Annotated in this window: 14 protein-coding genes and 1 pseudogene; 7 read left to right on the forward strand and 8 right to left on the reverse strand. The window is 65.9% G+C overall.

Annotated elements, in window-relative coordinates:
- The gene (gene peaD, locus RYH74_RS07540) at positions 1–1,122 is read left to right on the forward strand and encodes a quinohemoprotein amine dehydrogenase subunit beta (RefSeq protein WP_317409186.1); all 1,122 of its coding nucleotides are present in this window, start codon (positions 1–3) and stop codon (positions 1,120–1,122) included.
- A gap of 139 nt (positions 1,123–1,261) precedes the next feature.
- Complete coding sequence (locus tag RYH74_RS07545) at positions 1,262–2,935, forward strand: fatty acid CoA ligase family protein (protein WP_317409187.1); 1,674 nt, start codon at positions 1,262–1,264, stop codon at positions 2,933–2,935.
- 218 nt (positions 2,936–3,153) lie between these two features.
- Here RYH74_RS07545 and mobA read toward each other — a convergent pair whose 3' ends face one another.
- The 3 genes from mobA to RYH74_RS07560 all read right to left on the reverse strand — a co-directional run bounded on the left by mobA (position 3,154) and on the right by RYH74_RS07560 (position 8,106).
- Positions 3,154–3,729 carry a molybdenum cofactor guanylyltransferase MobA gene (gene mobA / locus RYH74_RS07550; RefSeq protein WP_317409188.1) on the reverse strand — a complete coding sequence of 192 codons (576 nt, stop codon included), beginning with the start codon at positions 3,727–3,729 and terminating at the stop codon, positions 3,154–3,156.
- 61 nt (positions 3,730–3,790) lie between these two features.
- Positions 3,791–6,919 carry an efflux RND transporter permease subunit gene (locus tag RYH74_RS07555; RefSeq protein WP_274079204.1) on the reverse strand — a complete coding sequence of 1,043 codons (3,129 nt, stop codon included), beginning with the start codon at positions 6,917–6,919 and terminating at the stop codon, positions 3,791–3,793.
- Between the two features lie 11 nt (positions 6,920–6,930).
- Positions 6,931–8,106, reverse strand: a complete 1,176-nt coding sequence (locus tag RYH74_RS07560) for an efflux RND transporter periplasmic adaptor subunit (RefSeq protein WP_075045061.1) — start codon at positions 8,104–8,106, stop codon at positions 6,931–6,933.
- A gap of 272 nt (positions 8,107–8,378) precedes the next feature.
- Between RYH74_RS07560 and RYH74_RS07565 the strand changes: the two genes are divergently transcribed.
- Together RYH74_RS07565 and RYH74_RS07570 are read left to right on the forward strand one after the other, a co-directional pair.
- Positions 8,379–9,080, forward strand: a complete 702-nt coding sequence (locus RYH74_RS07565) for a response regulator transcription factor (protein ID WP_003259958.1) — start codon at positions 8,379–8,381, stop codon at positions 9,078–9,080.
- 6 nt (positions 9,081–9,086) lie between these two features.
- Positions 9,087–10,385 carry an ATP-binding protein gene (locus RYH74_RS07570; protein ID WP_013972839.1) on the forward strand — a complete coding sequence of 433 codons (1,299 nt, stop codon included), beginning with the start codon at positions 9,087–9,089 and terminating at the stop codon, positions 10,383–10,385.
- A gap of 206 nt (positions 10,386–10,591) precedes the next feature.
- On the opposite strand, the gene RYH74_RS07575 is transcribed toward RYH74_RS07570, so the two are convergent.
- The 4 genes from RYH74_RS07575 to nrfB form a co-directional block, all read right to left on the reverse strand.
- On the reverse strand, positions 10,592–11,683 hold the full coding sequence (locus tag RYH74_RS07575; protein WP_317409189.1) for a GGDEF domain-containing protein: 1,092 nt from the start codon (positions 11,681–11,683) through the stop codon (positions 10,592–10,594).
- Between the two features lie 140 nt (positions 11,684–11,823).
- Complete coding sequence (locus tag RYH74_RS07580) at positions 11,824–12,663, reverse strand: DUF4434 family protein (protein ID WP_075045063.1); 840 nt, start codon at positions 12,661–12,663, stop codon at positions 11,824–11,826.
- Positions 12,663–15,668 carry a phage receptor gene (locus tag RYH74_RS07585; protein ID WP_317409190.1) on the reverse strand — a complete coding sequence of 1,002 codons (3,006 nt, stop codon included), beginning with the start codon at positions 15,666–15,668 and terminating at the stop codon, positions 12,663–12,665. Before RYH74_RS07585 ends, RYH74_RS07580 begins: the two co-directional genes overlap by 1 nt.
- Positions 15,665–17,839: a cyclic di-3',5'-guanylate-activated glycosyltransferase NrfB gene (nrfB, locus tag RYH74_RS07590; RefSeq protein ID WP_317409191.1), complete on the reverse strand. Its 2,175-nt coding sequence runs from the start codon at positions 17,837–17,839 to the stop codon at positions 15,665–15,667. Before nrfB ends, RYH74_RS07585 begins: the two co-directional genes overlap by 4 nt.
- 193 nt (positions 17,840–18,032) lie before the next feature.
- On the opposite strand from nrfB, the gene RYH74_RS07595 reads away from it, so the two are divergent.
- From RYH74_RS07595 to RYH74_RS07605, 3 genes and pseudogenes are all read left to right on the forward strand, one after another.
- Positions 18,033–18,464, forward strand: a complete 432-nt coding sequence (locus tag RYH74_RS07595) for a PACE efflux transporter (protein ID WP_025339342.1) — start codon at positions 18,033–18,035, stop codon at positions 18,462–18,464.
- 181 nt (positions 18,465–18,645) lie between these two features.
- Entirely contained in the window at positions 18,646–20,205 is a 1,560-nt protein-coding gene (ilvA, locus tag RYH74_RS07600; RefSeq protein WP_075045065.1) for a threonine ammonia-lyase, biosynthetic, read from the forward strand.
- A gap of 72 nt (positions 20,206–20,277) precedes the next feature.
- Positions 20,278–20,400: pseudogene (locus RYH74_RS07605) on the forward strand (amino acid transporter); the annotation flags it as partial.
- A gap of 310 nt (positions 20,401–20,710) precedes the next feature.
- On the opposite strand, the gene RYH74_RS07610 reads toward RYH74_RS07605, so the two are convergent.
- Complete coding sequence (locus tag RYH74_RS07610; RefSeq protein WP_274078816.1) at positions 20,711–21,310, reverse strand: START domain-containing protein; 600 nt, start codon at positions 21,308–21,310, stop codon at positions 20,711–20,713.
- Positions 21,311–21,455 lie beyond the last annotated feature (145 nt).

Consider the following 21,455-nt stretch of genomic DNA (forward strand, 5'->3'; position numbering starts at 1 on the left):
ATGAAAGCTGGACGCTGCGCGTCACTCGCGCTCACCATCGCCGCCACGGCCTGTGCCGGGCTGGTACAGGCCGCCGACACCGGGCCGGCGCTGAAGGCTGGCCACGAATACATGATCGTGACCAACTACCCGAACAACCTGCACGTGGTCGATGTGGCCAGTGACACGGTGTACAAGAGCTGCGTGATGCCCGACAAGTTCGGCCCCGGCACCGCGATGATGGCGCCGGACAACCGCACCGCCTACGTGCTCAACAACCACTACGGCGACATCTACGGCATCGACCTGGACACCTGCAAGAACACCTTCCACGCCAACCTGTCCAGTGTGCCGGGTGAGATGGGCCGGTCGATGTACTCGTTCGCTATCAGCCCGGACGGCAAGGAAGTGTACGCCACGGTCAACCCGACCCAGCGCCTGAACGACCACTACGTGGTCAAGCCACCGCGGCTGGAAGTGTTCAGCACGGCCGATGGCCTGGAGGCCAAGCCGGTGCGCACCTTCCCGATGCCGCGCCAGGTGTACCTGATGCGTGCGGCGGACGATGGCAGCCTGTACGTCGCCGGGCCGGACATCTACAAGATGGACGTGAAGACCGGCAAGTACACGGTGGCCTTGCCGCTGCGCAACTGGAACCGCAAAGGCTACAGCGCCCCGGACGTGCTGTACTTCTGGCCGCACCAGAGCCCGCGCCACGAGTTCTCGATGCTGTACACCATTGCCAGGTTCAAGGATGACAAGCAGGACCCGGCCACCGCCGATCTGCTGTATGGCTACCTGAGCGTCGACCTTAAGACCGGCAAGACCCACACCCAGGAATTTGCCGACCTGACCGAGCTGTACTTCACCGGGCTGCGTTCGCCGAAAGACCCGAACCAGATCTACGGCGTGCTCAACCGCCTGGCCAAGTACGACCTCGAACAGCGCAAGCTGATCAAGGCGGCGAATCTGGACCACACTTACTACTGCGTGACCTTCGACAAGAAGGGCGACAAGTTGTACCTGGGCGGCACCTTCAACGACCTGGCGGTGTTCAACCCGGATACGCTGGAGAAAGTGAAGAACATCAAGTTGCCGGGTGGGGACATGTCCACCACTACGCCGCAGGTGTTCATCCGTTAAACCGGTGTTGCTTTCTTCGCGGGTAAACCCGCTCCCACAAGGACCTCCACAGGGGCTGAATGTGGTGCGGTCCCTGTGGGAGCGGGTTTACCCGCGAAGAGGCCCGCTCAATCAACACAAGAACAACAAGAGACCGCCCATGCCCCAGCCAAGCTATTCCCAGGGCAACCAGGACAAACCCCTGCTTACCCAGTGCATCGGCGACGCCTTCGACACCACCGTCGCCCGCTTCCCCGACCGTGACGCCCTGGTCGTCCGCCACCAGGCCCTGCGCTACACCTGGCAGCAACTGGCCGAAGCCGTCGACCAGCATGCCCGTGCGCTGATGGCCCTGGGCGTGCAGCCCGGTGACCGCCTCGGTATCTGGGCACCCAACTGCGCAGAATGGTGCATCACCCAGTTCGCCAGCGCCAAGGTGGGCGCGATCCTGGTCAACATCAACCCGGCCTACCGCTCCAGCGAACTGGACTACGCCCTCGGCCAGTCCGGCTGCCGCTGGGTGATCTGCGCCGACGCGTTCAAGACCTCCGACTACCACGCCATGCTGCTGGGGCTGGTCCCGGGCCTGGCCGGCGGCCAGCCGGGCGCCCTGATCTGCGAACGCTTCCCCGAACTGCGCGGTGTGGTCAGCCTGGCCGTCGCGCCACCGCCGGGCTTCCTGGCCTGGCACGACCTGCAGGCCCGTGCCGCGGCCGTCAGCCGCGAAGCCCTTGCCGAGCGCCAGGCACAGCTGCGCTGCGACGACCCGATCAATATCCAGTACACCTCGGGCACCACCGGTTTCCCGAAAGGCGCCACCCTCAGCCACAGCAATATCCTCAACAACGGCTACATGGTCGGTGAAAGCCTGGGCCTGACCGAGCATGACCGGCTGGTGGTGCCGGTGCCGCTGTACCACTGCTTTGGCATGGTCATGGCCAACCTCGGCTGCATGACCCACGGCAGCACCCTGATCTACCCCAACGACGCCTTCGACCCGCTGGCCACCCTGCGTGCGGTGGCGGAAGAAAAGGCCACGGCGTTGTATGGTGTGCCGACCATGTTCATCGCCGAACTGGACCACCCCCAGCGCGGCGAGTTCGACCTGTCGAGCCTGCGCACCGGGATCATGGCCGGTGCCACCTGCCCGATCGAAGTGATGCGCCGGGTTATCGGCGAGATGCACATGGCCGAGGTGCAGATTGCCTATGGCATGACCGAAACCAGCCCGGTGTCGTTGCAGACCGGCGCCAGCGACGACCTGGAGCGCCGCGTGACCAGCGTCGGGCGCACCCAGCCGCGGCTGGAGAACAAGGTGATCGATGCCGATGGCAACAGCGTGCCGCGTGGCGAGATCGGCGAGCTGTGCACGCGGGGTTACAGTGTGATGCTGGGCTACTGGAACAACCCCAAGGCCACGGCCGAAAGCATCGATGAGGACGGCTGGATGCACACCGGCGACCTGGCGGTGATGGACGAGCAGGGCTATGTGCGTATTGTCGGGCGCAGCAAGGACATGATCATTCGCGGCGGCGAGAACATCTACCCGCGCGAGCTGGAGGAGTTCTTCTTCACCCACCCGGCGGTGGCCGATGTGCAGGTGATTGGCGTGCCGTGCAGCAAGTACGGTGAAGAGATCGTGGCCTGGGTGCGGCTGCACCCGGGGCATACGGCCAGTGCGGAAGAACTGCGCGATTGGGCGAAGGCGCGGATAGCGCACTTCAAGGTGCCGCGGTACTTCCGCTTTGTCGATGAGTTCCCGATGACGGTGACCGGCAAGGTGCAGAAGTTCCGCATGCGCGAGATCAGTGTCGAGGAGCTGTCTGCCGGGTGATGTGTCGCCTGTGCTGGCCTCTTCGCGGGTAAACCCGCTCCCACAGGTACTGCACAGGCTTCAAGGGCATTGGAGACCTGTGGGGAGCATCTACTGCCTGTGCCGGCCTCTTCGCGGGTAAACCCGCTCCCACAGGTATTGCACAGGTCTCAAGGGCAGTGGAGAACCTGTGGGAGCGGGTTTACCCGCGAAGAGGCCGGCACAGGCAGCAGATGACCTCAGCCCTGCAACAGCTCCGGGCTGTTGAAGTTGCTCAACCTGCGATCATCGTCGGCACATTCCAACCCTTGCACCGCTTCACGCAGCAAGGCCTTCTGCAAACTCCGCTCGCCCGCCGCCCAGGCCTGCTCCAGCACCGGCAACACCCGGCGTGGCAGCACGCTGAACATCGGCTGCCAGTACCCACCCTGGCGTACCATGGCCGCACTGTCACCCGCCACCGCCAGCCGCAGCAGGTCCTCGATCAACCCCCGGTCAACCAGCGGGGCATCACAGGCCAGCAGCACCACCCATTCATGCCGCGCCACCTTGAGCCCGGCAATCACCCCCGCCAACGGCCCGGGGTAGTCCGCCTCGGCATCGCCCACCAACTGGTCGGCATACGCCCGGTAGGCCTGCTGGTTACGGTTGCAGGAAATCACCAGGTCATCGCTGAGCGGCCGTACCACGCGCTGCACATGCGCCACCAGCGGTTCGCCCTGCCAGTCGACCAGGCCTTTGTCGCGACCGCCCATGCGCTGGCCGCGGCCACCGGCGAGAATGAGGATGGAGCAGAGGGGAAGGGCATCAGGCATGAAAAAGGGTTCCGGGCAGTCATTGCCGGGAACCCTCCCATTTCACGCGGGGCTTGTCCAGTCAGCTTTCGCTGGTCACGGCCTGCGTGTCGGCATTACCCGCCTGGCGTCGCCCGGCAAGGCGCATCACCACCACGAAGAACACCGGCACGAACACCACTGCCAGGGTAGCGCTGAGCATGCCGCCGATCACCCCGGTGCCGATCGCCTGCTGGCTGGCCGAACTGGCGCCGCTGGCGATGGCCAGTGGCACCACGCCCAGGATGAACGCCAGCGAGGTCATCACGATCGGCCGCAGGCGCAGGCGCGCGGCCTGCACGGCGGCGTCGGCGGCATCGACGCCCTGGTCGACCAGGCTCTTGGCGAACTCGATGATCAGGATGGCGTTCTTCGCCGACAGGCCGATCAGGGTGATCAGGCCGACCTTGAAGAACACGTCGTTGGGCATGCCGCGCAGGGTCACCGCCAGCACCGCACCGAGCACGCCCAGCGGTACTACCAGCAGTACTGCGGTGGGGATCGACCAGCTTTCGTACAGCGCTGCCAGGCACAGGAACACCACCAGCAACGACAGCGCCATCAGCATCGGTGCCTGGCTGCCGGACAGCCGCTCCTGCAGCGACAGGCCAGTCCATTCCAGGCCGGCACCGGCCGGCAGCTGGGCCACCAGGCGCTCGATCTCGGCCATGGCTTCGCCCGAACTGTAGCCGGCCGCCGGTTCGCCGGAAATCGACACCGCCGGGTAGCCGTTGTAGCGGGTCAGCTGCACCGGGCCGCTGACCCACCTGGCCTGGACGAAGGCGCCCAGTGGCACCATCTTGCCGCTGTCGTTGCGCACGTGGATCTTCAGCAGGTCTTCGACCTGGCTGCGCTGGTCGCCTTCGGCCTGCACCACCACCCGCTGCATGCGGCCCTGGTTGGGGAAGTCGTTGACGTAGCTGGAACCCACGGCCACATCCAGCACCGAGCCGATATCGGCAAACGATACGCCCAGGGCGTTGGCCTGGCGGCGGTCGATTTCCAGCTGCACCTGCGGGCTTTCCGCCAGCGAGGCTTCGCGCACGTTGGTCAACACCTTGCTCTTGCCGGCATTGGCCAGCAGCTCGTCGCGGGCGGCCATCAGCTCGGCGTGGCCCATGCCGCCGCGGTCCTGCAGGCGGAACTCGAAGCCGGTCGACTCGCCAAGGCCGTCGATCGGCGGCGGCAGCACGGCGTAGGCCACGGCGTCCTTGAGCTGGGTGAAGGCCATGGTCGCGCGGTCGGCAATCGACTGGGCGCTGTCGTCGGCGCCGCGTTCGGACCAGTCCTTGAGCGTGGTGAAGGCCAGTGCCGCGTTCTGCCCGCTGCCCGAGAAGCTGAAACCCAGGATCAAGGTGGTGTTACCCACGCCGGGCTCTTCGGCGTTGTGCGCCTCGATCTGTGCCGCCACCTGTTCGGTGCGCATGCGGCTGGCGCCAGGCGGCAGCTGGATATCGGTGATGGTGTAGCCCTGGTCTTCGGTGGGCAGGAACGCCGTGGGCAGTTGGCTGAAGCCATAGCCCAGCACTGCCAGCAACAGCGCGTATACCAGCAGGTAGCGGCCGCTGCGCTTGAGCGCCTGCATCACCCAGCGCTGGTAGCCGTTGCTCATGCCCTCGAAGCGGCGGTTGAACCAGCCGAAGAAGCCCTTGCGTTCGTGATGCTCGCCCTTGGCTACCGGCTTGAGCAGGGTGGCGCACAGCGCCGGGGTCAGGCTGAGGGCCAGGAACGCCGAGAACAGGATCGACACTGCCATCGACAGCGAGAACTGCTGGTAGATCACCCCCACCGAGCCTTGCATGAAGGCCATGGGCAGGAACACCGCCACCAGCACCAGGGTAATGCCGACGATCGCGCCGCTGATCTGGCCCATGGCCTTGCGCGTGGCCTCCTTGGGCGGCAGGCCTTCCTCGGCCATGATCCGCTCGACGTTTTCCACCACCACGATGGCATCGTCGACCAGAATGCCGATGGCCAGCACCATGCCGAACAGGGTCAGCACGTTGACCGAGAAGCCCATGGCCAGCATCACGGCGAAGGTGCCCATCAGGGCCACCGGCACCACCAGGGTCGGGATCAGGGTGTAGCGCAGGTTCTGCAGGAACAGGAACATCACCGCGAACACCAGCAGCATGGCCTCGAACAGGGTGTTGATGACCTGCTCGATCGACACCTTGACGAATGGCGAGGTGTCGTAGGGGATGTCGTACTTGACGCCTTCGGGGAAGTAGCGCGCCAGGTCCTGCATCTTCGCCCGCACCAGGGTGGCGGTTTCCATGGCGTTGGCGCCCGGCGACAGCTGCACGCTGAAGGCGGTGGCCGGCTTGCCGTTCAGGCGTGTGCCGTACTGGTATTCCTGGGCACCGATCTCGACCCGGGCGACATCGCCGATGGTCACCGTGGAACCGTCCGGGTTGGCACGCAGGACAATCCCGGCGAACTCCTCCGGGGTGCTCAGCTGGCCCTTGACCACCACGTTGGCGGTGATTTCCTGGGTGCCACGGGTGGGCAGGTCACCAATGCTGCCGGGGGCCACCTGGGCGTTCTGCGCGGCGATGGCCTCGGCCACGTCGTTGGGCGTGAGGTTGAAGCCGATCAGCTTGCGCGGGTCGATCCAGATGCGCATGGCGCGTTCCGAACCATACAGCTGGGCCTTGCCGACGCCCTTGAGGCGGCGAATCTCGTCCATCACGTTGCGCGCAAGGATATCCGACAGGGCGGTTTCGTCGAGCTTGCCGTCTTCGGAGGTGAGGGTGGCCAGCAGCAGGAAGCCGGTGGAGACCTTTTCCACCTGCAGGCCTTGCTGGGTCACCGGGCGCGGCAGGCGCGACTCGACCACCTTCAGGCGGTTCTGCACGTCGACCTGGGCCAGGTCCGGGTTGGTGCCCGGGGCGAAGGTGGCGGTGATGGTGGCGCTGCCCAGGCTGCTCTGCGACTCGAAGTACAGCAGGTTGTCGGCGCCGTTGAGCTCCTGCTCGATAAGGCTGACCACGCTCTCGTCCATGGTCGCCGCCGAGGCGCCCGGGTACACGGCGTAGATTTCCACCTGCGGCGGGGCCACGTTGGGATACTGGGCCACCGGCAACTGCGGGATGGCCAGGGCACCTGCCAGCAGGATGAACAGGGCGACCACCCAGGCGAATACTGGGCGGTCGATGAAGAATTGCGGCATGAATCAGGCCCTCACTGGCCAGTGTGCTGTGCGATGGGCGATGCCCCTGATGCATTGTCGACCTGCACCTGGTCACCGGCCTTGACGTGTTGCAGGCCCTCGACCACCACCCGCTCGCCGGGGGCCAGGCCTTCGCTGACGATCCAGCGATCGCCCTGGGCGCTGCCCAGTACTACCTGGCGGTCGCTGACCCGGGCCTGCGGGTCGACCACCAGCACCTTGGGCACGCCAGCGCTGTCGCGCAGGATGGCGCGCTGCGGCACGCTGAGGCCCTTGGGCTGCACGGCCTGCTCCAGGCGCACGCGCACGTAGCTGCCGGGCAGCAGGTCGAGGTCCGGGTTGGGGAACTCGCTGCGCAGGGTGATCTGGTTGGTGCTGGGGTCGACGCTGATGTCGGAGAACAGCAGTTTGCCCGGCAGCGGGTAGGTGCTGCCATCGTCCTGGATCAGCGTGGCCCGGGCCTGGCCGTCACCGACCTGCTGCAGCTCGCCGGCACGCAGGGCACGGCGCAGGGCGTTGAGCTCGCGGGTCGACTGGGTGACATCGGCGTGGATCGGGTCCAGCTGCTGGATGGTCGCCAGCGGCGTGGTCTCGTTCTGCCCCACCAGCGCACCTTCGGTGACCTGGGCGCGGCCGATACGGCCAGAAATCGGCGCGGTCACGGTGGCGTAGCCGAGGTTGAGGCGGGCGCGTTCCAGGGCGGCCCTGGCCTCGGCCACTGCGGCATCGGCCTGCAGGTAGCTGGCCTTGGCGTTGTCGTATTCCTGGCGGCTGACGGCCTTGTCGTCGACCAGCTCGCGGTAGCGCTGCTCCTGCAGGCGTGCCTGGTACAGGGTGGCCTCGGCCTTGGCCAGGGTGGCGCGGGCGCTGTCGTGGTCGGCCTTGAACGGTGCCGGGTCGATCAGGAACAGCACATCGCCCTGCTTGACGTCGCTGCCTTCGCGGTACACCCGCTTGAGCACCACGCCCGCGACGCGCGCACGCACTTCTGCGGTGCGCGGCGCAAGGATACGGCCGCTGAGCTCACTGCTGATGGCCAGTGGCTGCAGTTGCAGGATTTCCACCCGCACTTGCGGGGTGGGGGCCTGTTCTTCCTGTTCGGCGCTGTCGTCGCAGCCGGCCAGGGACAGGCTCAGGAACGCCAGAAGCGCCAACGGGCGCAAGCGTGGGGGGAGGGTAGTAGACATACGGATCTTCCGATGATGACCACCGGTATGCTACGGCAGGCGTTCCTTGGGTGGCTGTTAATACCTGTAGGACGAGTGTGAAAAAGTGTGAAGAACAATCCTGCCGACCTGTAGGGTTCTATATTCTGCGTGTACCTGTACCGGCCTCTTCGCGGGTAAACCCGCTCCCACAGGGACCGCACAGCATCTGGAACCTGTGCAGTCCCTGTGGGAGCGGGTTTACCCGCGAAGAGGCCGGCAAGGCCTACCACAACCCAGACTTACAAGCACCTATGCCGAATATTTTCCTGGTCGAAGACGACAGCGCCCTGTCCGAGCTGATCGCCAGCTACCTGCAACGCAACGACTTCCATGTCCAGGTGATCGCCCGCGGCGATCATGTGCTGGACGAGTACCGCCGGCAAAAGCCCGACCTGGTCATCCTCGACCTGATGCTGCCGGGCATCGATGGCCTGCAGCTGTGCCGCCTGCTGCGCCAGGAGTCGCAGGGCCTGCCGATCCTGATGCTGACCGCCCGCGACGACAGCCACGACCAGGTCCTGGGCCTGGAAATGGGCGCCGACGACTACGTGACCAAACCCTGCGAGCCGCGGGTGCTGCTGGCCCGCGTGCGCACCCTGCTGCGCCGCAGCAGCGTCAACGAGCCGCGCCTGGACAACGACCTGATCCTGATCGGTGGCCTGCGCATCGACCTGGCCGAGCGCACCGTGAGCTGGCGCGGCGAAGAGGTGGAGCTGTCCAGCGGCGAGTACAACCTGCTGGTGGTACTGGCGCGCAATGCCGGCGAAGTGCTGAACCGCGACCGCATCCTGCAGCAACTGCGGGGTATCGAGTTCAACGGCACCGACCGCTCGGTGGATGTGGCCATCTCCAAGCTGCGGCGCAAGTTCGACGATAACGCCGGCGAAGCGCGCAAGATCAAGACCGTGTGGGGCAAGGGCTATCTGTTCAGCCGTGTCGAGTGGGAGTGCTGACCGCCCATGCTGAAGATTCTGGTGCGGCTGTACCTGGTGATCATCGTTGCCTATGCCGGTGCGCTGTTGTTCATCCCCGACACCATCGTCGGCCTGTTCCAGGACCGCTTCATGGCCTACAACCTGGACCAGGCCAAGGGCGTGCAGTCGCTGATCGTGCGCCAGTTCCGCCAGGCCCCGCGCGAGCAGTGGCCGGCGGTGGAGCAAGAGCTGGCCAGTGATTTCGCGCCGTTGGAACTGCAGCTGCTGCGCATGGACCAGGCTGACCTGAGCGAGGACGAGCAGGCGCGCCTGGAGCACGGCCTGTACGCCGTGCGCATTGCCGAATGGGGCTACTACGAGACGGTGCTGGCGCCGCTGGACAAGGAATGGCTGGTGCGCCTGCACTCACCGCCAGACCCGCTGGATATCAACGTGCTGTCGTGGGGCGTGACCGTACTGATCGGTGCAGCCATGCTCGGTTGCCTGCTGCTGTGGGTATGGCCGCACTGGCGCGACCTGGAGCGCCTCAAGGAGACCGCCCGGCGCCTGGGCCAGGGGCAGATGGCCGAGCGTACGCACATCTCGCCGCACTCCAACATCGGTGAGCTGGCCGGGGTGTTCGACACCATGGCCAGTGACCTGGAGCGCCACGTCAACCAGCAGCGCGAGCTGCTCAATGCGGTGTCGCACGAGTTGCGCACGCCGCTGACCCGGCTGGATTTCGGCCTGGTGCTGCTGTTCGACGAAGTGCCGCCTGCCAGCCGCAAGCGCCTGCTGGAGCTGGTGGGGCATGTGCGTGAGCTGGATGAGCTGGTGCTGGAGCTGTTGTCCTACAGCCGCCTGTACAACGCCGACCAGGCCCGCGAGCGGGTCGAGGTGTCGTTGCTGGAGCTGGTCGACAGCGTGCTCGGCGGCTTTGCCGAGGAGCTCGATGGCCGGGGTATCCAGTGGGAGGTGCGGGCCGAGGGGGATCTGCCGCGTTTTGTGCTGGACCCACGGCTGACGGCACGGGCGGTGCAGAACCTGGTGCGCAATGCCATGCGTTACTGCGACGAGAGCCTGTTGCTGCGCTTGCGCCTGGAAGACGATGGCGCCTGCCTGGTGACGGTGGAGGATGACGGGATTGGTATTCCGGTGGAGGAGCGCGAGCGGATTTTCCAGCCGTTCTACCGCCTGGACCGTAGCCGTGACCGCAATACCGGCGGGTTTGGCCTGGGGTTGGCGATCAGCCGGCGGGCGATCGAGGGGCAAGGTGGCACCTTGACCGTGGCGCAGTCGGCGCTGGGTGGTGCGCAGTTCCGGATTCGCTTGCCTGCCGGGTGATGGGCTGCCTGTACCGGCCCTTTCGCGGGTAAACCCGCTCCCACAAGGACCGCACAGATTTCAAACGCTGTAGAGAACCTGTGGGAGCGGGTTTACCCGCGAAAGGGCCGGGCCTGCTAACCCTGGTCCTCCACAGGGGCCGCACAGATTTCAAACACTGTGGAGCACTTGTGGGAGCGGGCGAGCCCGCGAAGAGGCCGGGCCTGCTAATCACTTTCTGCCAGCCGGGCAGACCACAGCACAAACCGGTCCTTGCCACTGTGCTTGGCCTCGTATAGCGCCTGGTCGGCGCGCACCAGCGCCGTGGTCAGGCTGTCGCCCTGGTCCACCCGGGCCAGGCCGATGCTGACAGTTACCGGATGCTCGCCAACGTCTTCGCGCACCCGTTGGCACAGCGCCGCCACCCGTTGCTCGGCGCCTTGCTGGTCCAGCCCCTGGAAAAAGATCGCGAATTCCTCGCCGCCCAGTCGGGCAAACTCGTAACCGGCCATGCTCGCCTTGATATGCAGGGCCACGCGCTTGAGCACTTCATCGCCCACGTCATGGCCGAAACGGTCATTCACCCGTTTGAAGTTGTCGATGTCGATCATCGCCAGGTACTGCTCGCCCGTGGCCAGGCGCAGCTGGCGGTCGGCCTGGGTCATGAACGAACGGCGGTTGGGGATTTCGGTCAGGGCATCGACATAGGCCTGGTCCAGCAGCACCTTGGACAGGTAGAAGTTGTGCAGCTTGGCCTTGCGCATCTGCAGGTAGCTGTAGATGACCAGGCCGCTGAGGAACACCGCGTAGCTGATCAGCATGGCGCCTTCGAGTTCGTCCGGCCCGATGCGGGTGTGGTAGAACGGGTTGAGCACCACCCAGGTGATGGCCATGGCGCAGAAGAACGACCAGCGCCGCACCGGTAGCACCGACACGGCATACAGCACGGTGGAGACTCCGAGCACCAGCCACACCGGGCGCAGGGCCACCGGGATGCCTTCGATCACCAGGCGCATGCCCAGGGTGATGGAGGCGATGAACAGCAGGTTGAGCACATCGAAATGATGGCTGCGACGGGTGAACCGCAGTACCACGGTGAGGGCGCCGAGCAGGGTGATGAACAGGTAGGACAGCCAGGTGAAACCCTGGCCGCCGAGGAAGCTGACGATCAGGTCGAACACCAGCCAGATCAGGATGCTGACGCAGAATACCAACAGGCAGAATGGGCGCATGGCCTCGAATTCGTGCTGGCGGAATTCGGCGCGCAGGGCGGCGGGGGCGACCTGTTTGCGAACGTGGGCTTCGATGGTCTTGAACATCGCTGGCTCCTGAGAGTACTGCTTTACCAGGCCTGGCCCTTTCGCGGGTAAACCCGCTCCCACAGGCCTCCCACAGCACTGGAAATCTGTGCGGTCCCTGTGGGAGCGGGTTTACCCGCGAAGAGGCCGGGCCTGGAGACTCAATTGGTGGGCAGAACACCCCGGGCCCATGGCCGGTAACGCAGGTCGAACACCGCCTCGGCATGGCACCCGGCGCCCAGCTTCGGCTGGGCAGGCTCAGCCCGAAACGCCTGGCCTGGCGCGCTCACCTGGCGGAACGCCTCGCGCACCACGCCCACCCGGCACGGCAAGGCCTGCTCGTAGCCCTGGCGTACCAACGCGGGCAAGCGCCCGGTCCCGGCGCCATCCTGCCACCACACAGTCAAGCCCAACCCGGCCAGTTGATCCAGCCATGCGGCATTGACCCGAGGTGAGAGTTTGCCGGCGCTGAAAGCGCTGATGTGCAATGGCTTGTCCAGCTGCCGGTTGAAGGCCTGCAACTGGGTGTGCAGGGCATCCCGGCGCTCGGCCTCGCGAAAATGATGGTCGTCCAGCTCCATGGGCAGGTACCAGCCGTCCACCGGCAACTGCCACGCCTGGCGCAGTTGCTGGTACTGGCTGAGCGAGCGCCCCAGCTGCGCCTTCCAGTAACTGTTCAGGCCTTCACCGTCCAGTTCGTCGATGCGCTGGTAATAGGCCGGGTCCATGTACAGCCCCAGCACCAGTTGCAGGCCCTGGGCACGCGCGCTGCGCAGGCTGTCGGCCAGCCAGCCTTGGGCACCGCCGAAATCGCTGTCGCCATAGGCGCTCCACTGCACGATCAGGGTCTTGCCGCCCTGGGCCACGGTGGCGTGCCACAGTTGCTGCCACTGGGCGGGGGTGACATTGGCGTCGCGGTTGAGGGGTTGGTAGAACAGGCGCTGGTCGGCGCTGGCTGGCAGGCACAGGGCAAGCAGGCAGAGGGCCAGGAACGTACGCATCAGAAGGTCATCTCCGCACCGACCAGCACGCCGTTGGCGCGCTCGTATAGATTGCCGCCCAGCGATTGCTGGTATTCGGCACGCACTTTCAGCGAACCACGGTAGGCGTTGTAGCGGTCGTCATCGAACCACCATTGCCAGCGCACACCAACCCCGGCCCGGGCGTCCTGGCGCCAGTCGTTGCTCGGGTCCTGGCTGGAAAACTCGACAAAACCATAGGGCATGATGGTTTGCGGCGAGCTGCCCGGCAGCTTCCAGGCGTGGCCCTGCTGGTAGCGCGACAGCCAGGCGTGGTCGCCGGCACGGGTCCACCAGGCGGCGTCAAGGTAGAGGAAGCGCTCGTTCCAGTCGTCTTCATCGACCCGCCAGTCGTTGCGCCAGTCGCCCTGGTCGAGGAACGAGGCGGTGGCACGCAACAGCAGGTCGTTGCTCGATTCGGCGTGGTGACGCAGGTCGCCCCAGTTGCCGCCGACCTTGGCCGGGCTCAGCAGCTGGCCCAGGCTCAGGCCGCGGTAGTGCTCTTCGTCGATCTGACGCTGGTGGTACAGCTCGGCATACAGGTTGAGGTTGGCCTGGCCGAATGGCTTGTAGCGCAGACCGACACCGGTACCCATGCTTTGCGCGTAGTCGGTGCGGCTTTGCCCACCGAACAGTACCCGGCCATACACCGACAGGGTGCTGCCGTTGCGGCTGGGCTCCTCGCCCAGGGCGTGGTCCCACATGGCCAGTTGCACGTTCTGCGATTGCGCGCGGCGCGAAGTGCCGCTGCGCTGGCCATTGTCGAGGAACTTGTCGTTGGTCGAGGTGCCGGCCGGCGACCAGGTGCTGGCCAGGGTGATGGTGTCGCGCCGCGACAGGCTTTCGTGGGCGCGGCGCTGGCGGTACTTGCGGGCTTCCAGGCTGCCGTATTCATCGTCGCCGTCGACCAGGTCCTGCTCCACATCGAGGATGCGGCGCAGTTCGCGGCGCGCCGAAGCGCTGTCTTCGGCTTCGTCGTAGCGCAAGGCCAGCGTCTCGCCAAGGCGGTAGTCCTCGGGGAAGTCGTGGGTGGCGCGCTCCAGGTAGGGGATCGACTGGCGGCGCTGGGCCTTGTCCGTCGAGCTGGCCAGGCGCATGCCGTAGTCGGCGCGGTAGCGTGGCTGGTCGGGGGCCAGGCGCACGGCTTCGGCCAGCCAGGCGCTGCTCTGGGCACTGTCACCAGCCAGTTGCGCGGTGCTGGAGGCAGCGTAGTAGTGGTCGGCCCGCGGGTTGTGTGCCAGGGCCTGGCGCTGGAAGCCCAGCGCGGCCTGGTAATCGCCTTGGCGCTGGGCGATGGCGGCACCCAGGGCCCAGTCGTCGGCGCTATCGTGCGCGGCGGCGTCCCAATAGCGCCTGGCCGCTTGTGCGTCGCCGGCGTTCAGCGCGCCACGGGCGGCGGTGAGGCGGGCGTTGTCGGTCCAGGCGCTGTCCGGCTGGGTGCGCCAGATGGGCAGGGCCGCTTCGGAGTCGCCAGCGGCTTCCAGGGCATAGGCCAGGGGCAAGCGGCTCCCGCTGTCGCCCAGGCGCTCGGCGGCCTGGTAGTAGACCACCGCTTGGCCGGGCTGGTCGGGCATGGCGCAGCGGCCCAGGGCGCGGTACTGGCCAGCCTCGCTCGGGGTGGCCGGTACGGCCTGGCGCACGGCATCGCACTGGCCAGCCTCGGCCAGGCGGCCGAGCAGCTGGGCCCGGGTACTGGCGTCGACCCGAGGGATCAGGCCGAGCATGCGGCGGCTGTCCAGCGGCCCGTCGTTGCGCGCATACAGGTTGCCCAGGCGCTGCAGCAGCGAGGGTGCAAGGCGGCCCTGGTGGCGGTCGTAGGCCTGCTCCAGCAGTTGCCGGGCGTGTTCGCCATGGCCCTGTTGCATCAGCAGGAAGGTGGCTTGCTCCAGTGCGGCCAAATCGCCGCTCTGCCGATAGCGTTGCTCCCATTCGGCGGCGGTGCGTGGTTGCGGGGGCTGGGGCGGGTCGCCGTACAGGCGTTGCTTGAGCACGGCATAGGCCCTGGGGTCGGTGCTGGCGGTGCAGCCCTTGAACTGTGCGCGCGCCAGCTCCGGGTCGCGGCGCGACAGCCAGTCGACGGTTTCCAGGCAGGGGCGTTGCAGTTCGTTGCTCAGGCGCTGTACCAGCGGCGCGTCGTCGCCTTCGCGGGCCAGCTCCCACAGTTGCTGGCGCTGCTCGGGCTGGTTCAGCTGCGCGGCGGGCAGTGCCTGCAGCCAATGCCGGGCCTGCTGGTTCTGGCCGACGGCGATGGCGCGGTTGGCCATGGCCAGGCGGGCCTGGTTGGCTGCTTCGGGGGAAGGGGCGCTGGGCAGCAGCGCGTTCAGCCCTTTTTCATCCACCTGCTGGATATAGGCATTGGCCAGGCGCTGCCAGTCTTGCGCAGGCAACTGGCCTTGGTCGGCCAGCGGCTGCAGCTGTTCGATGGTTTCCTTCCAGTTGCGCAGTTGCTCGGCGAAGTTGGCCCGGGCCAGGCGCAGCACTTGGCCGTCGCCCTGTGGCGGCAGATGGTTGAGCCAGTCCAGCGCCTTGGCGGCACCACCGTATTTGGCCAGGCTCAGGCTATAGGCCTGCCACAGGCGCACCCGGTGGGTGCCGTCGCTGCTGGCCAGCCACTGTTCCACCTGGCTGGCCGGCGGCGGGTCTTGTTCGATCCAGGCCAGGCGCAGTTCAAGCAGGGCGTTGGCGTATTCGGGGCTGTCGCCCAACTGTTCGGCAAGGGCCTCGGCCTCCTTGTAGCGGCGCTGGTGAGCCAGGGCCTCCACCAGCAGCGCACGGGCTTCGTCGTTATTCGGCACCCGGCCCAGCACGTGGCGGGTCAGGCGTTCGACCTCGGGCCAGTTGTCCTTCTTCGCTTCGCGGTAGCTGCGCTCCATGAAGGGGTAGCTGGTGAACCGCTGAAAGTCGGTCATCGGCGCCGAAGCGGCGCAGGGCAGGGCGGCGGAGCACAGCAACAAGCCAGTGAAGGTGAGGGAAAAGCGCGGCTTCATGCCACCTCCCGGGTCAGGTCAAAGGCGGCCTGCTGTTCGCTGGCCTGTTCGATCAGGGCCTGCTGCAGCACCTGCTCGGTGATGATGCCGCGGGCAATCAGGTGCTCGCCGAGGCTCTGGTGTTCCGGGTCGAAGTCGATCAGCGCCTGGTTGAACAAAGTGACCGGGACCATGCCGCGCACCTGCAGCAGGGCGCCGAGCATCACCTGGTGGTGGCTGACCTGTTCCAGCAGCACTTCGTCGTCCTGGTGGCGCTCGAGGATGGCCAGCATGTCGCGGGTTTCCGGCTTCTGCCAGGGGCTTGGGTAGTGGTAGCGCAGGCCCAGGGTCACCCGGCCCTGGGGCGCCAGGCGGGCGCTGACTGGGCGCTTCAGGTGGCGGCTGATTACCCCCAGCGATACCTGGCTGACCGGGCTTTCGCTGGCCAGCACCAGCGTGTCGCCGTCTTCGGCCACCGGCAGCACGCCATAGTGCGTCGCCAGCTTGCGCGGCAGTTTGGCGATCAGCTGCGGGTCGAGCTTGAACGGGTTGAGCGGTGCCCAGGGCAGGTCCATCTGCTCGGCCAGGGTGGCGACCAGCTGTTCGCTGTTCAGCCAGCCGCGCAGCAGCAGCTCGCGGCCCAGGCGCCGGCGTACCGGGCTGGTGATCGCCTGTTGCAGCTGTTCGTCGCTGATCAGGCTCTTGGCTACCAGGCGCTGGCCCAGCGGCGTGCGGGCGGGGGCGGCGATGGCGGGGAATTCGTGAGTGGTCTTGTCCCAGGCCACGCGCCGCGAGTCACCCATCTCCATCACCTGGCGCAGGGCGCGCAGGTTGGCGAAGAAGTTGACGAAGTTGCTCCACATCATCCGCGGTGCCGACAGCAGCCCTTCGCCGATGCCATAGAAACGGGTGACGAACCAGGCGCGCTGGAACAGGCGGTTGAACAGCATCAGCCCGTTCAGCCACAGCAAGGTGGTCAGCAGCCAGCTGTCGCTGAGGATCGACATGAAGCGCCACGACTCCGGCGCAATCACCGTGACCAGCCACATGGCCAGCAACACCAGCAGCAACAGGTTGACCAGGAAACTCAGCAGGTAGGCGAACAGGCCGCGGCGGTCACGCCAGAGGAAGTAGTTGAGCGCGCCCTTGCGGCTCCAGCCGAGGTTGCTGGTGCCCTGGAACACGATGCCGACGATCCACCGCGACTTCTGCCGGATGGCATGCTGCCAGTCGCGCGGGAAGTGCTCGCGCACGCAGATTACCTGGGAGAATTCGCGGCTCATGCCCGGGCGCCATTCCTGCTTCAGGGTCAGCGCCGGGTCGGTGATGGAGTAGCGGGCGAAAATGCACTTCATGCCCTTCTGCTTCAGGCGGAAGCCGATGTCGTAGTCTTCGGTGAGGCTCTGTACGTCGAAGGCGATGCCATCGCCGTCCTCGAGCAGCGCGCTGATGGCGCGGCGGCTGAAGCAGGTGCCGACCCCGGCGCTGGGCACCTGGCCGGTCAGGGCCTCGCGCACGATCACGTCCTTGCCGTGGTTTTCGGCGAACTCGTCGACATAGTGGCCGGCGGTGAAGCCTTTCCATTCCGGTGCGTAGGGGTACACCGGGATCTGGATCATGTCCTTGTTCGGTAGCAGGTAGTTGAACAGGCGCAGCTCCATGGGCGAGATCACGTCTTCGGCGTCGTGCAGGATGAAGCCGGCAAACTGGATGCCGGCGTCCTGCTGGAAGCGCAGCAGCGCGTCGATGATGTTGTTCAGGCAGTCGGCCTTGCTGGTGGGGCCGGGGCGAGCGCAGACCACCTTGTGCACGTTGGGGTAATGCAGGCACACCGCGTCGACGTCGGCCTGGGTTTGCGGGTCGTTGGGGTAGGTGCCGACGAAGATCTGGTAGTTCTCGTAGTCGATGGTCGAGGCTGCCAGGCGCGCCATCTCGCCGACCACGCCCACTTCGTTCCAGGCCGGGACCATGATGGCCAGGGGCTTTTCTGGTACCTCGAACAGGCGTTTTTCGTCGGCTTTTTCGTACTTGTCGTAGATGCGAAACCGCCGGATCAGCTTGCGGCCCCAGTAGCAAAGGTCGATGAACAGGTCATCCAGGCCCAGCAGGAACATCAGCGTGGCCAGGACGATCGCGAGGATCTTCAGGCCGAACAGCACATAGGTGAGAAAATCGATGAATGCCAGGCTCATGTGCCGGTCACCGGCAGGAAGGGGTGGGCCATCGTCTATATCCTCGTTCGATTCCCTGGACGAAGTTGTACGACTTGTCGCCGTTTGTACTGGATAGATACAAGCAGCCGAACGCGGGGTTGTCCAAATTTCAGGCTTTTTCTTGTGGGCCACTTCTTGTAGCTTTACAGGTCGTTTACCCAGGGAGCTGAACATGCAAGGCAAGGCACGCAAGATCGTCCAGGCCATTCTTTACGAAGCCATCGCCGTCGCCTGCGTGGCGCCCGCGCTGGAGCTGGCGTTCGGTGCCGGCATGGCGCAGTCGACCGTGCTGTCAGTGCTGATGTCGGGCATCGCGATGAGCTGGAACATGGCCTACAACTGGGTGTTCGAACGCTGGGAAGCGCGCCAGCACCGGCGTGAGCGCACTTTCCTGCGGCGCCTGCTGCATGCGCTGGGCTTCGAGGGTGGGCTGGTGCTGATCCTGCTGCCGCTGGTGGCGTACTGGCTGGATGTCAGCCTGTGGGCGGCGTTGCTGACCAACCTGGCGTTGTTCGTGTTCTTCTTCGCTTACGCGTTCGTCTTCCAGTGGGGCTTCGACAAGGTGTTCGATGTGCCGCTTTCGGCGCAGCAGGCGAAGTGTTGACTTTGTGCCGCACTACCGGCTAAGTTCCTACCCCATGAATACTTTCCAGCACGTCAACGCCATTATTATTACCGCCATTATCAGTTTGGCGGGCTAGCGCGTACGTGCACCGAACCCGCCCTGGAGGCGGGTTTCTTCTCTCTGACTCCTGGGCAACGTGAACACAGCCAAGGAGTCATCGATGACCAGCTTCGTCAGCCCTCGTTCTACCGTCACCCCCCAGCAACTGCTGTCGGAGCAGGTGCGGCGCATTCTTGCCGCCCCGGTGTACGACCTGGCCATCGAAACGCCTTTGCAGGCTGCGCCTGCGTTGTCTGCCAGCCTGGGCAACCAGGTGTTGCTCAAGCGGGAAGACCTGCAGCCTACTTTCTCGTTCAAGATCCGCGGTGCGTACACCCGCCTGTCACGCCTGAGTACCGTGCAGCGCGAGCGCGGCGTGATCACCGCCTCTGCGGGCAACCATGCCCAGGGGGTGGCCCTGGCGGCATCGCACCTGGGCATGAAAGCCACCATCGTCATGCCTACCACCACGCCGTCGCTGAAGGTGGAAGGGGTACGTTCGCGCGGTGGCCACGTAGTGCTGCACGGCGAGAGCTTCCCCCATGCCTTGGCCCATGCGCTGAAACTGGCCGACAGCGAAGGTGCCACCTTCGTGCCACCGTTCGACGACCCGGATGTGATCGCCGGGCAGGGCACCGTTGCCATGGAGATCCTGCGCCAGCGCCCGGGGGCGCTGGACGCCATCTTCGTGCCGGTGGGTGGCGGTGGGCTGATCGCTGGCATTGCCGCCTATGTGAAGTACCTGCGCCCCGAGGTGAAGGTGATCGGCGTCGAGCCGGAGGACTCCAACTGCCTGCAGGCTGCCATGGCGGCTGGTGAGCGGGTGATCCTGCCGCAGGTCGGCACCTTCGCCGATGGTGTGGCGGTGGCGCAGATCGGCGCCCATTGCTTCGAGCTGTGCCGGCACTTCGTTGACGAAGTGGTGACCGTGAGCAGCGACGAGCTGTGCGCGGCGATCAAGGACATCTATGACGATACCCGCTCGATCACCGAGCCGTCCGGGGCCCTGGCCGTGGCCGGGATCAAGAAGTACGTGGCGCGCGACGGCGTGCAGGGGCAGACCCTGGTGGCGATCGATTCCGGGGCCAACGTCAATTTCGACCGCCTGCGCCATGTGGCCGAGCGTGCCGAACTGGGCGAGCAGCGCGAGGCGATCATCGCTGTCACCATTCCGGAACAGCCGGGCAGCTTCCGCGCCTTTTGCCAGGCACTGGGCAAGCGGCAGATCACCGAGTTCAACTACCGCTATTACCCCGGCAAGGAGGCGCGGCTGTTCGTGGGTGTGCAGACACACCCGCTGCACGACCCGCGCGACCAGTTGCTGGCCAGCCTGCGCGAGCAGGGCTACAGCGTACTGGACCTGACCGACAACGAACTGGCCAAGCTGCACGTGCGCCATACCGTTGGCGGCCATGCCGCACCCGGGGCTGACGAGCGGGTGCTGCGCTTCGAATTTCCCGAGCGCCCGGGGGCCTTGCTTGGCTTTCTGGAGCGGCTTGGCAAGCGCTGGAACATCAGCCTGTTCCATTACCGCAACCATGGTGCGGCGGAGGCACGGGTGTTTGCGGCGCTGGAAGTACCGGGGGATGAGTTGGCGGGGTTGCCGTTGACGCTGGATGAGATGGGGTACCGGTACTGGGATGAGACCGACAACCCGGCGTACAAGCTGTTTCTGGGTTGATACGCAAACCTAATGCAGCCTGTACGGGTCGCCCGCTCCCACAGGGACGGCGCACGGCTTGAGGTTGTCGCTGTATCTGTAGGAGCGGCCGCGTCGGCCAACAGTGGCGTGTATTCCGGCTCGCGGATGCTCTACGGCCTGTCGCACCAGCAGCAGGCGCCGGTGGCGTTCGGGCGGTTGTCGGGCTCGGGTACGCAGGCCTGTTGCTGGCCTATCGGCGCAGGGCCAGGGCTTGTGCTCGGCCGCAGGCAGCTACTGCTGCTTAGCACGTTGGGGCTGCTGTGCAGCCCATCGCCGGCAAGCCAGCTCCCACCTCGATTGCATCGACCTCGAGGTTTGCACAGTATCTGTGGGAGCACTGTTGCGCATCAATCCTGGGGCCGCGTTGCGGCCCTTTCGCGACACAAGGCCGCTCCCACAGGTACAGCGACAACCTTGAGAGCAACGCTGTACCTGTGGGAGCTGGCTTGCCGGCGATGAGGCCGGTGCAGGTTTTCAATACCCTCTACGGCTGGCGCTCGGCCACCGCCCGCAAGGTCCGCAATGTCACCACGGGTGCATCCACCACAAACCGGTTGGCCAGCCACCCCGGCACATCCCCCGCAGGGTCGGCCTGCAGTTGGTAGGTCACTTCGGTCTTGCGCTCACCCAGCGGTTTCATCCGCCACTCGCCGCTGAGGTGCTGCACGCGGATCAGCCCCTTTACCTTGGGGATCCTGCCGGGCTCGGCGCTCAGGTGGCGCAGCAGCGTGCCGTCGTCCAGGCGTTCGGTGGTGACCTTCAGCACGATGTCCCGCGGCATTGTCGGCCACGGCAGGTTGGTGGTCAGGTACACCCAGGTGTTTTCGCCCTGCACATCCAGCAAGCGCATCTCGGCGCAGGCGTACAGCCACTTGCAGGCCACCCGCAGGTTCTCCTGCAGGTCGGTGAGCGTGCGAACGCTGGCTTTCATGGTGCTGACACCACGGAATTGCTGGTAGGGCGAGTCGGGGGCGGCGCTCAGGTAAACGCGGATGCCTTCGCGGTCGTAGGCCAGGTTCCAGTCATCGGCGGCTGGGGCGGGGGTGCAGAGCAGCAGGGCGGCGAGCAGCAGGCAGCGGTTCATGGCTGGTACCGCGCGGGGGGCAGGATTTTCAGTATGCGGCTACTGGGGCTGCTTTGCAGCCCTTTCGCGACACAAGGCCGCTGCCACAGCGTTCGGCGTACACCGTACTTATGGACTGCCCCCAAGAAGTTGGACACCAATCCAA

It is taken from the genome of Pseudomonas sp. LSJ-87 (assembly GCF_032971465.1).
GTDB lineage: Bacteria > Pseudomonadota > Gammaproteobacteria > Pseudomonadales > Pseudomonadaceae > Aquipseudomonas > Aquipseudomonas putida_Z.

Coding starts and splice junctions, on each gene's coding strand:
- peaD (WP_317409186.1), top strand. CDS start 1: ATGAAAGCTGGACGCTGCGCGTCACTCGCGCTCACCATCGCCGCCACG.
- RYH74_RS07545 (WP_317409187.1), top strand. CDS start 1,262: ATGCCCCAGCCAAGCTATTCCCAGGGCAACCAGGACAAACCCCTGCTT.
- mobA (WP_317409188.1), bottom strand. CDS start 3,729: ATGCCTGATGCCCTTCCCCTCTGCTCCATCCTCATTCTCGCCGGTGGC.
- RYH74_RS07555 (WP_274079204.1), bottom strand. CDS start 6,919: ATGCCGCAATTCTTCATCGACCGCCCAGTATTCGCCTGGGTGGTCGCC.
- RYH74_RS07560 (WP_075045061.1), bottom strand. CDS start 8,106: ATGTCTACTACCCTCCCCCCACGCTTGCGCCCGTTGGCGCTTCTGGCG.
- RYH74_RS07565 (WP_003259958.1), top strand. CDS start 8,379: ATGCCGAATATTTTCCTGGTCGAAGACGACAGCGCCCTGTCCGAGCTG.
- RYH74_RS07570 (WP_013972839.1), top strand. CDS start 9,087: ATGCTGAAGATTCTGGTGCGGCTGTACCTGGTGATCATCGTTGCCTAT.
- RYH74_RS07575 (WP_317409189.1), bottom strand. CDS start 11,683: ATGTTCAAGACCATCGAAGCCCACGTTCGCAAACAGGTCGCCCCCGCC.
- RYH74_RS07580 (WP_075045063.1), bottom strand. CDS start 12,663: ATGCGTACGTTCCTGGCCCTCTGCCTGCTTGCCCTGTGCCTGCCAGCC.
- RYH74_RS07585 (WP_317409190.1), bottom strand. CDS start 15,668: ATGAAGCCGCGCTTTTCCCTCACCTTCACTGGCTTGTTGCTGTGCTCC.
- nrfB (WP_317409191.1), bottom strand. CDS start 17,839: ATGAGCCTGGCATTCATCGATTTTCTCACCTATGTGCTGTTCGGCCTG.
- RYH74_RS07595 (WP_025339342.1), top strand. CDS start 18,033: ATGCAAGGCAAGGCACGCAAGATCGTCCAGGCCATTCTTTACGAAGCC.
- ilvA (WP_075045065.1), top strand. CDS start 18,646: ATGACCAGCTTCGTCAGCCCTCGTTCTACCGTCACCCCCCAGCAACTG.
- RYH74_RS07610 (WP_274078816.1), bottom strand. CDS start 21,310: ATGAACCGCTGCCTGCTGCTCGCCGCCCTGCTGCTCTGCACCCCCGCC.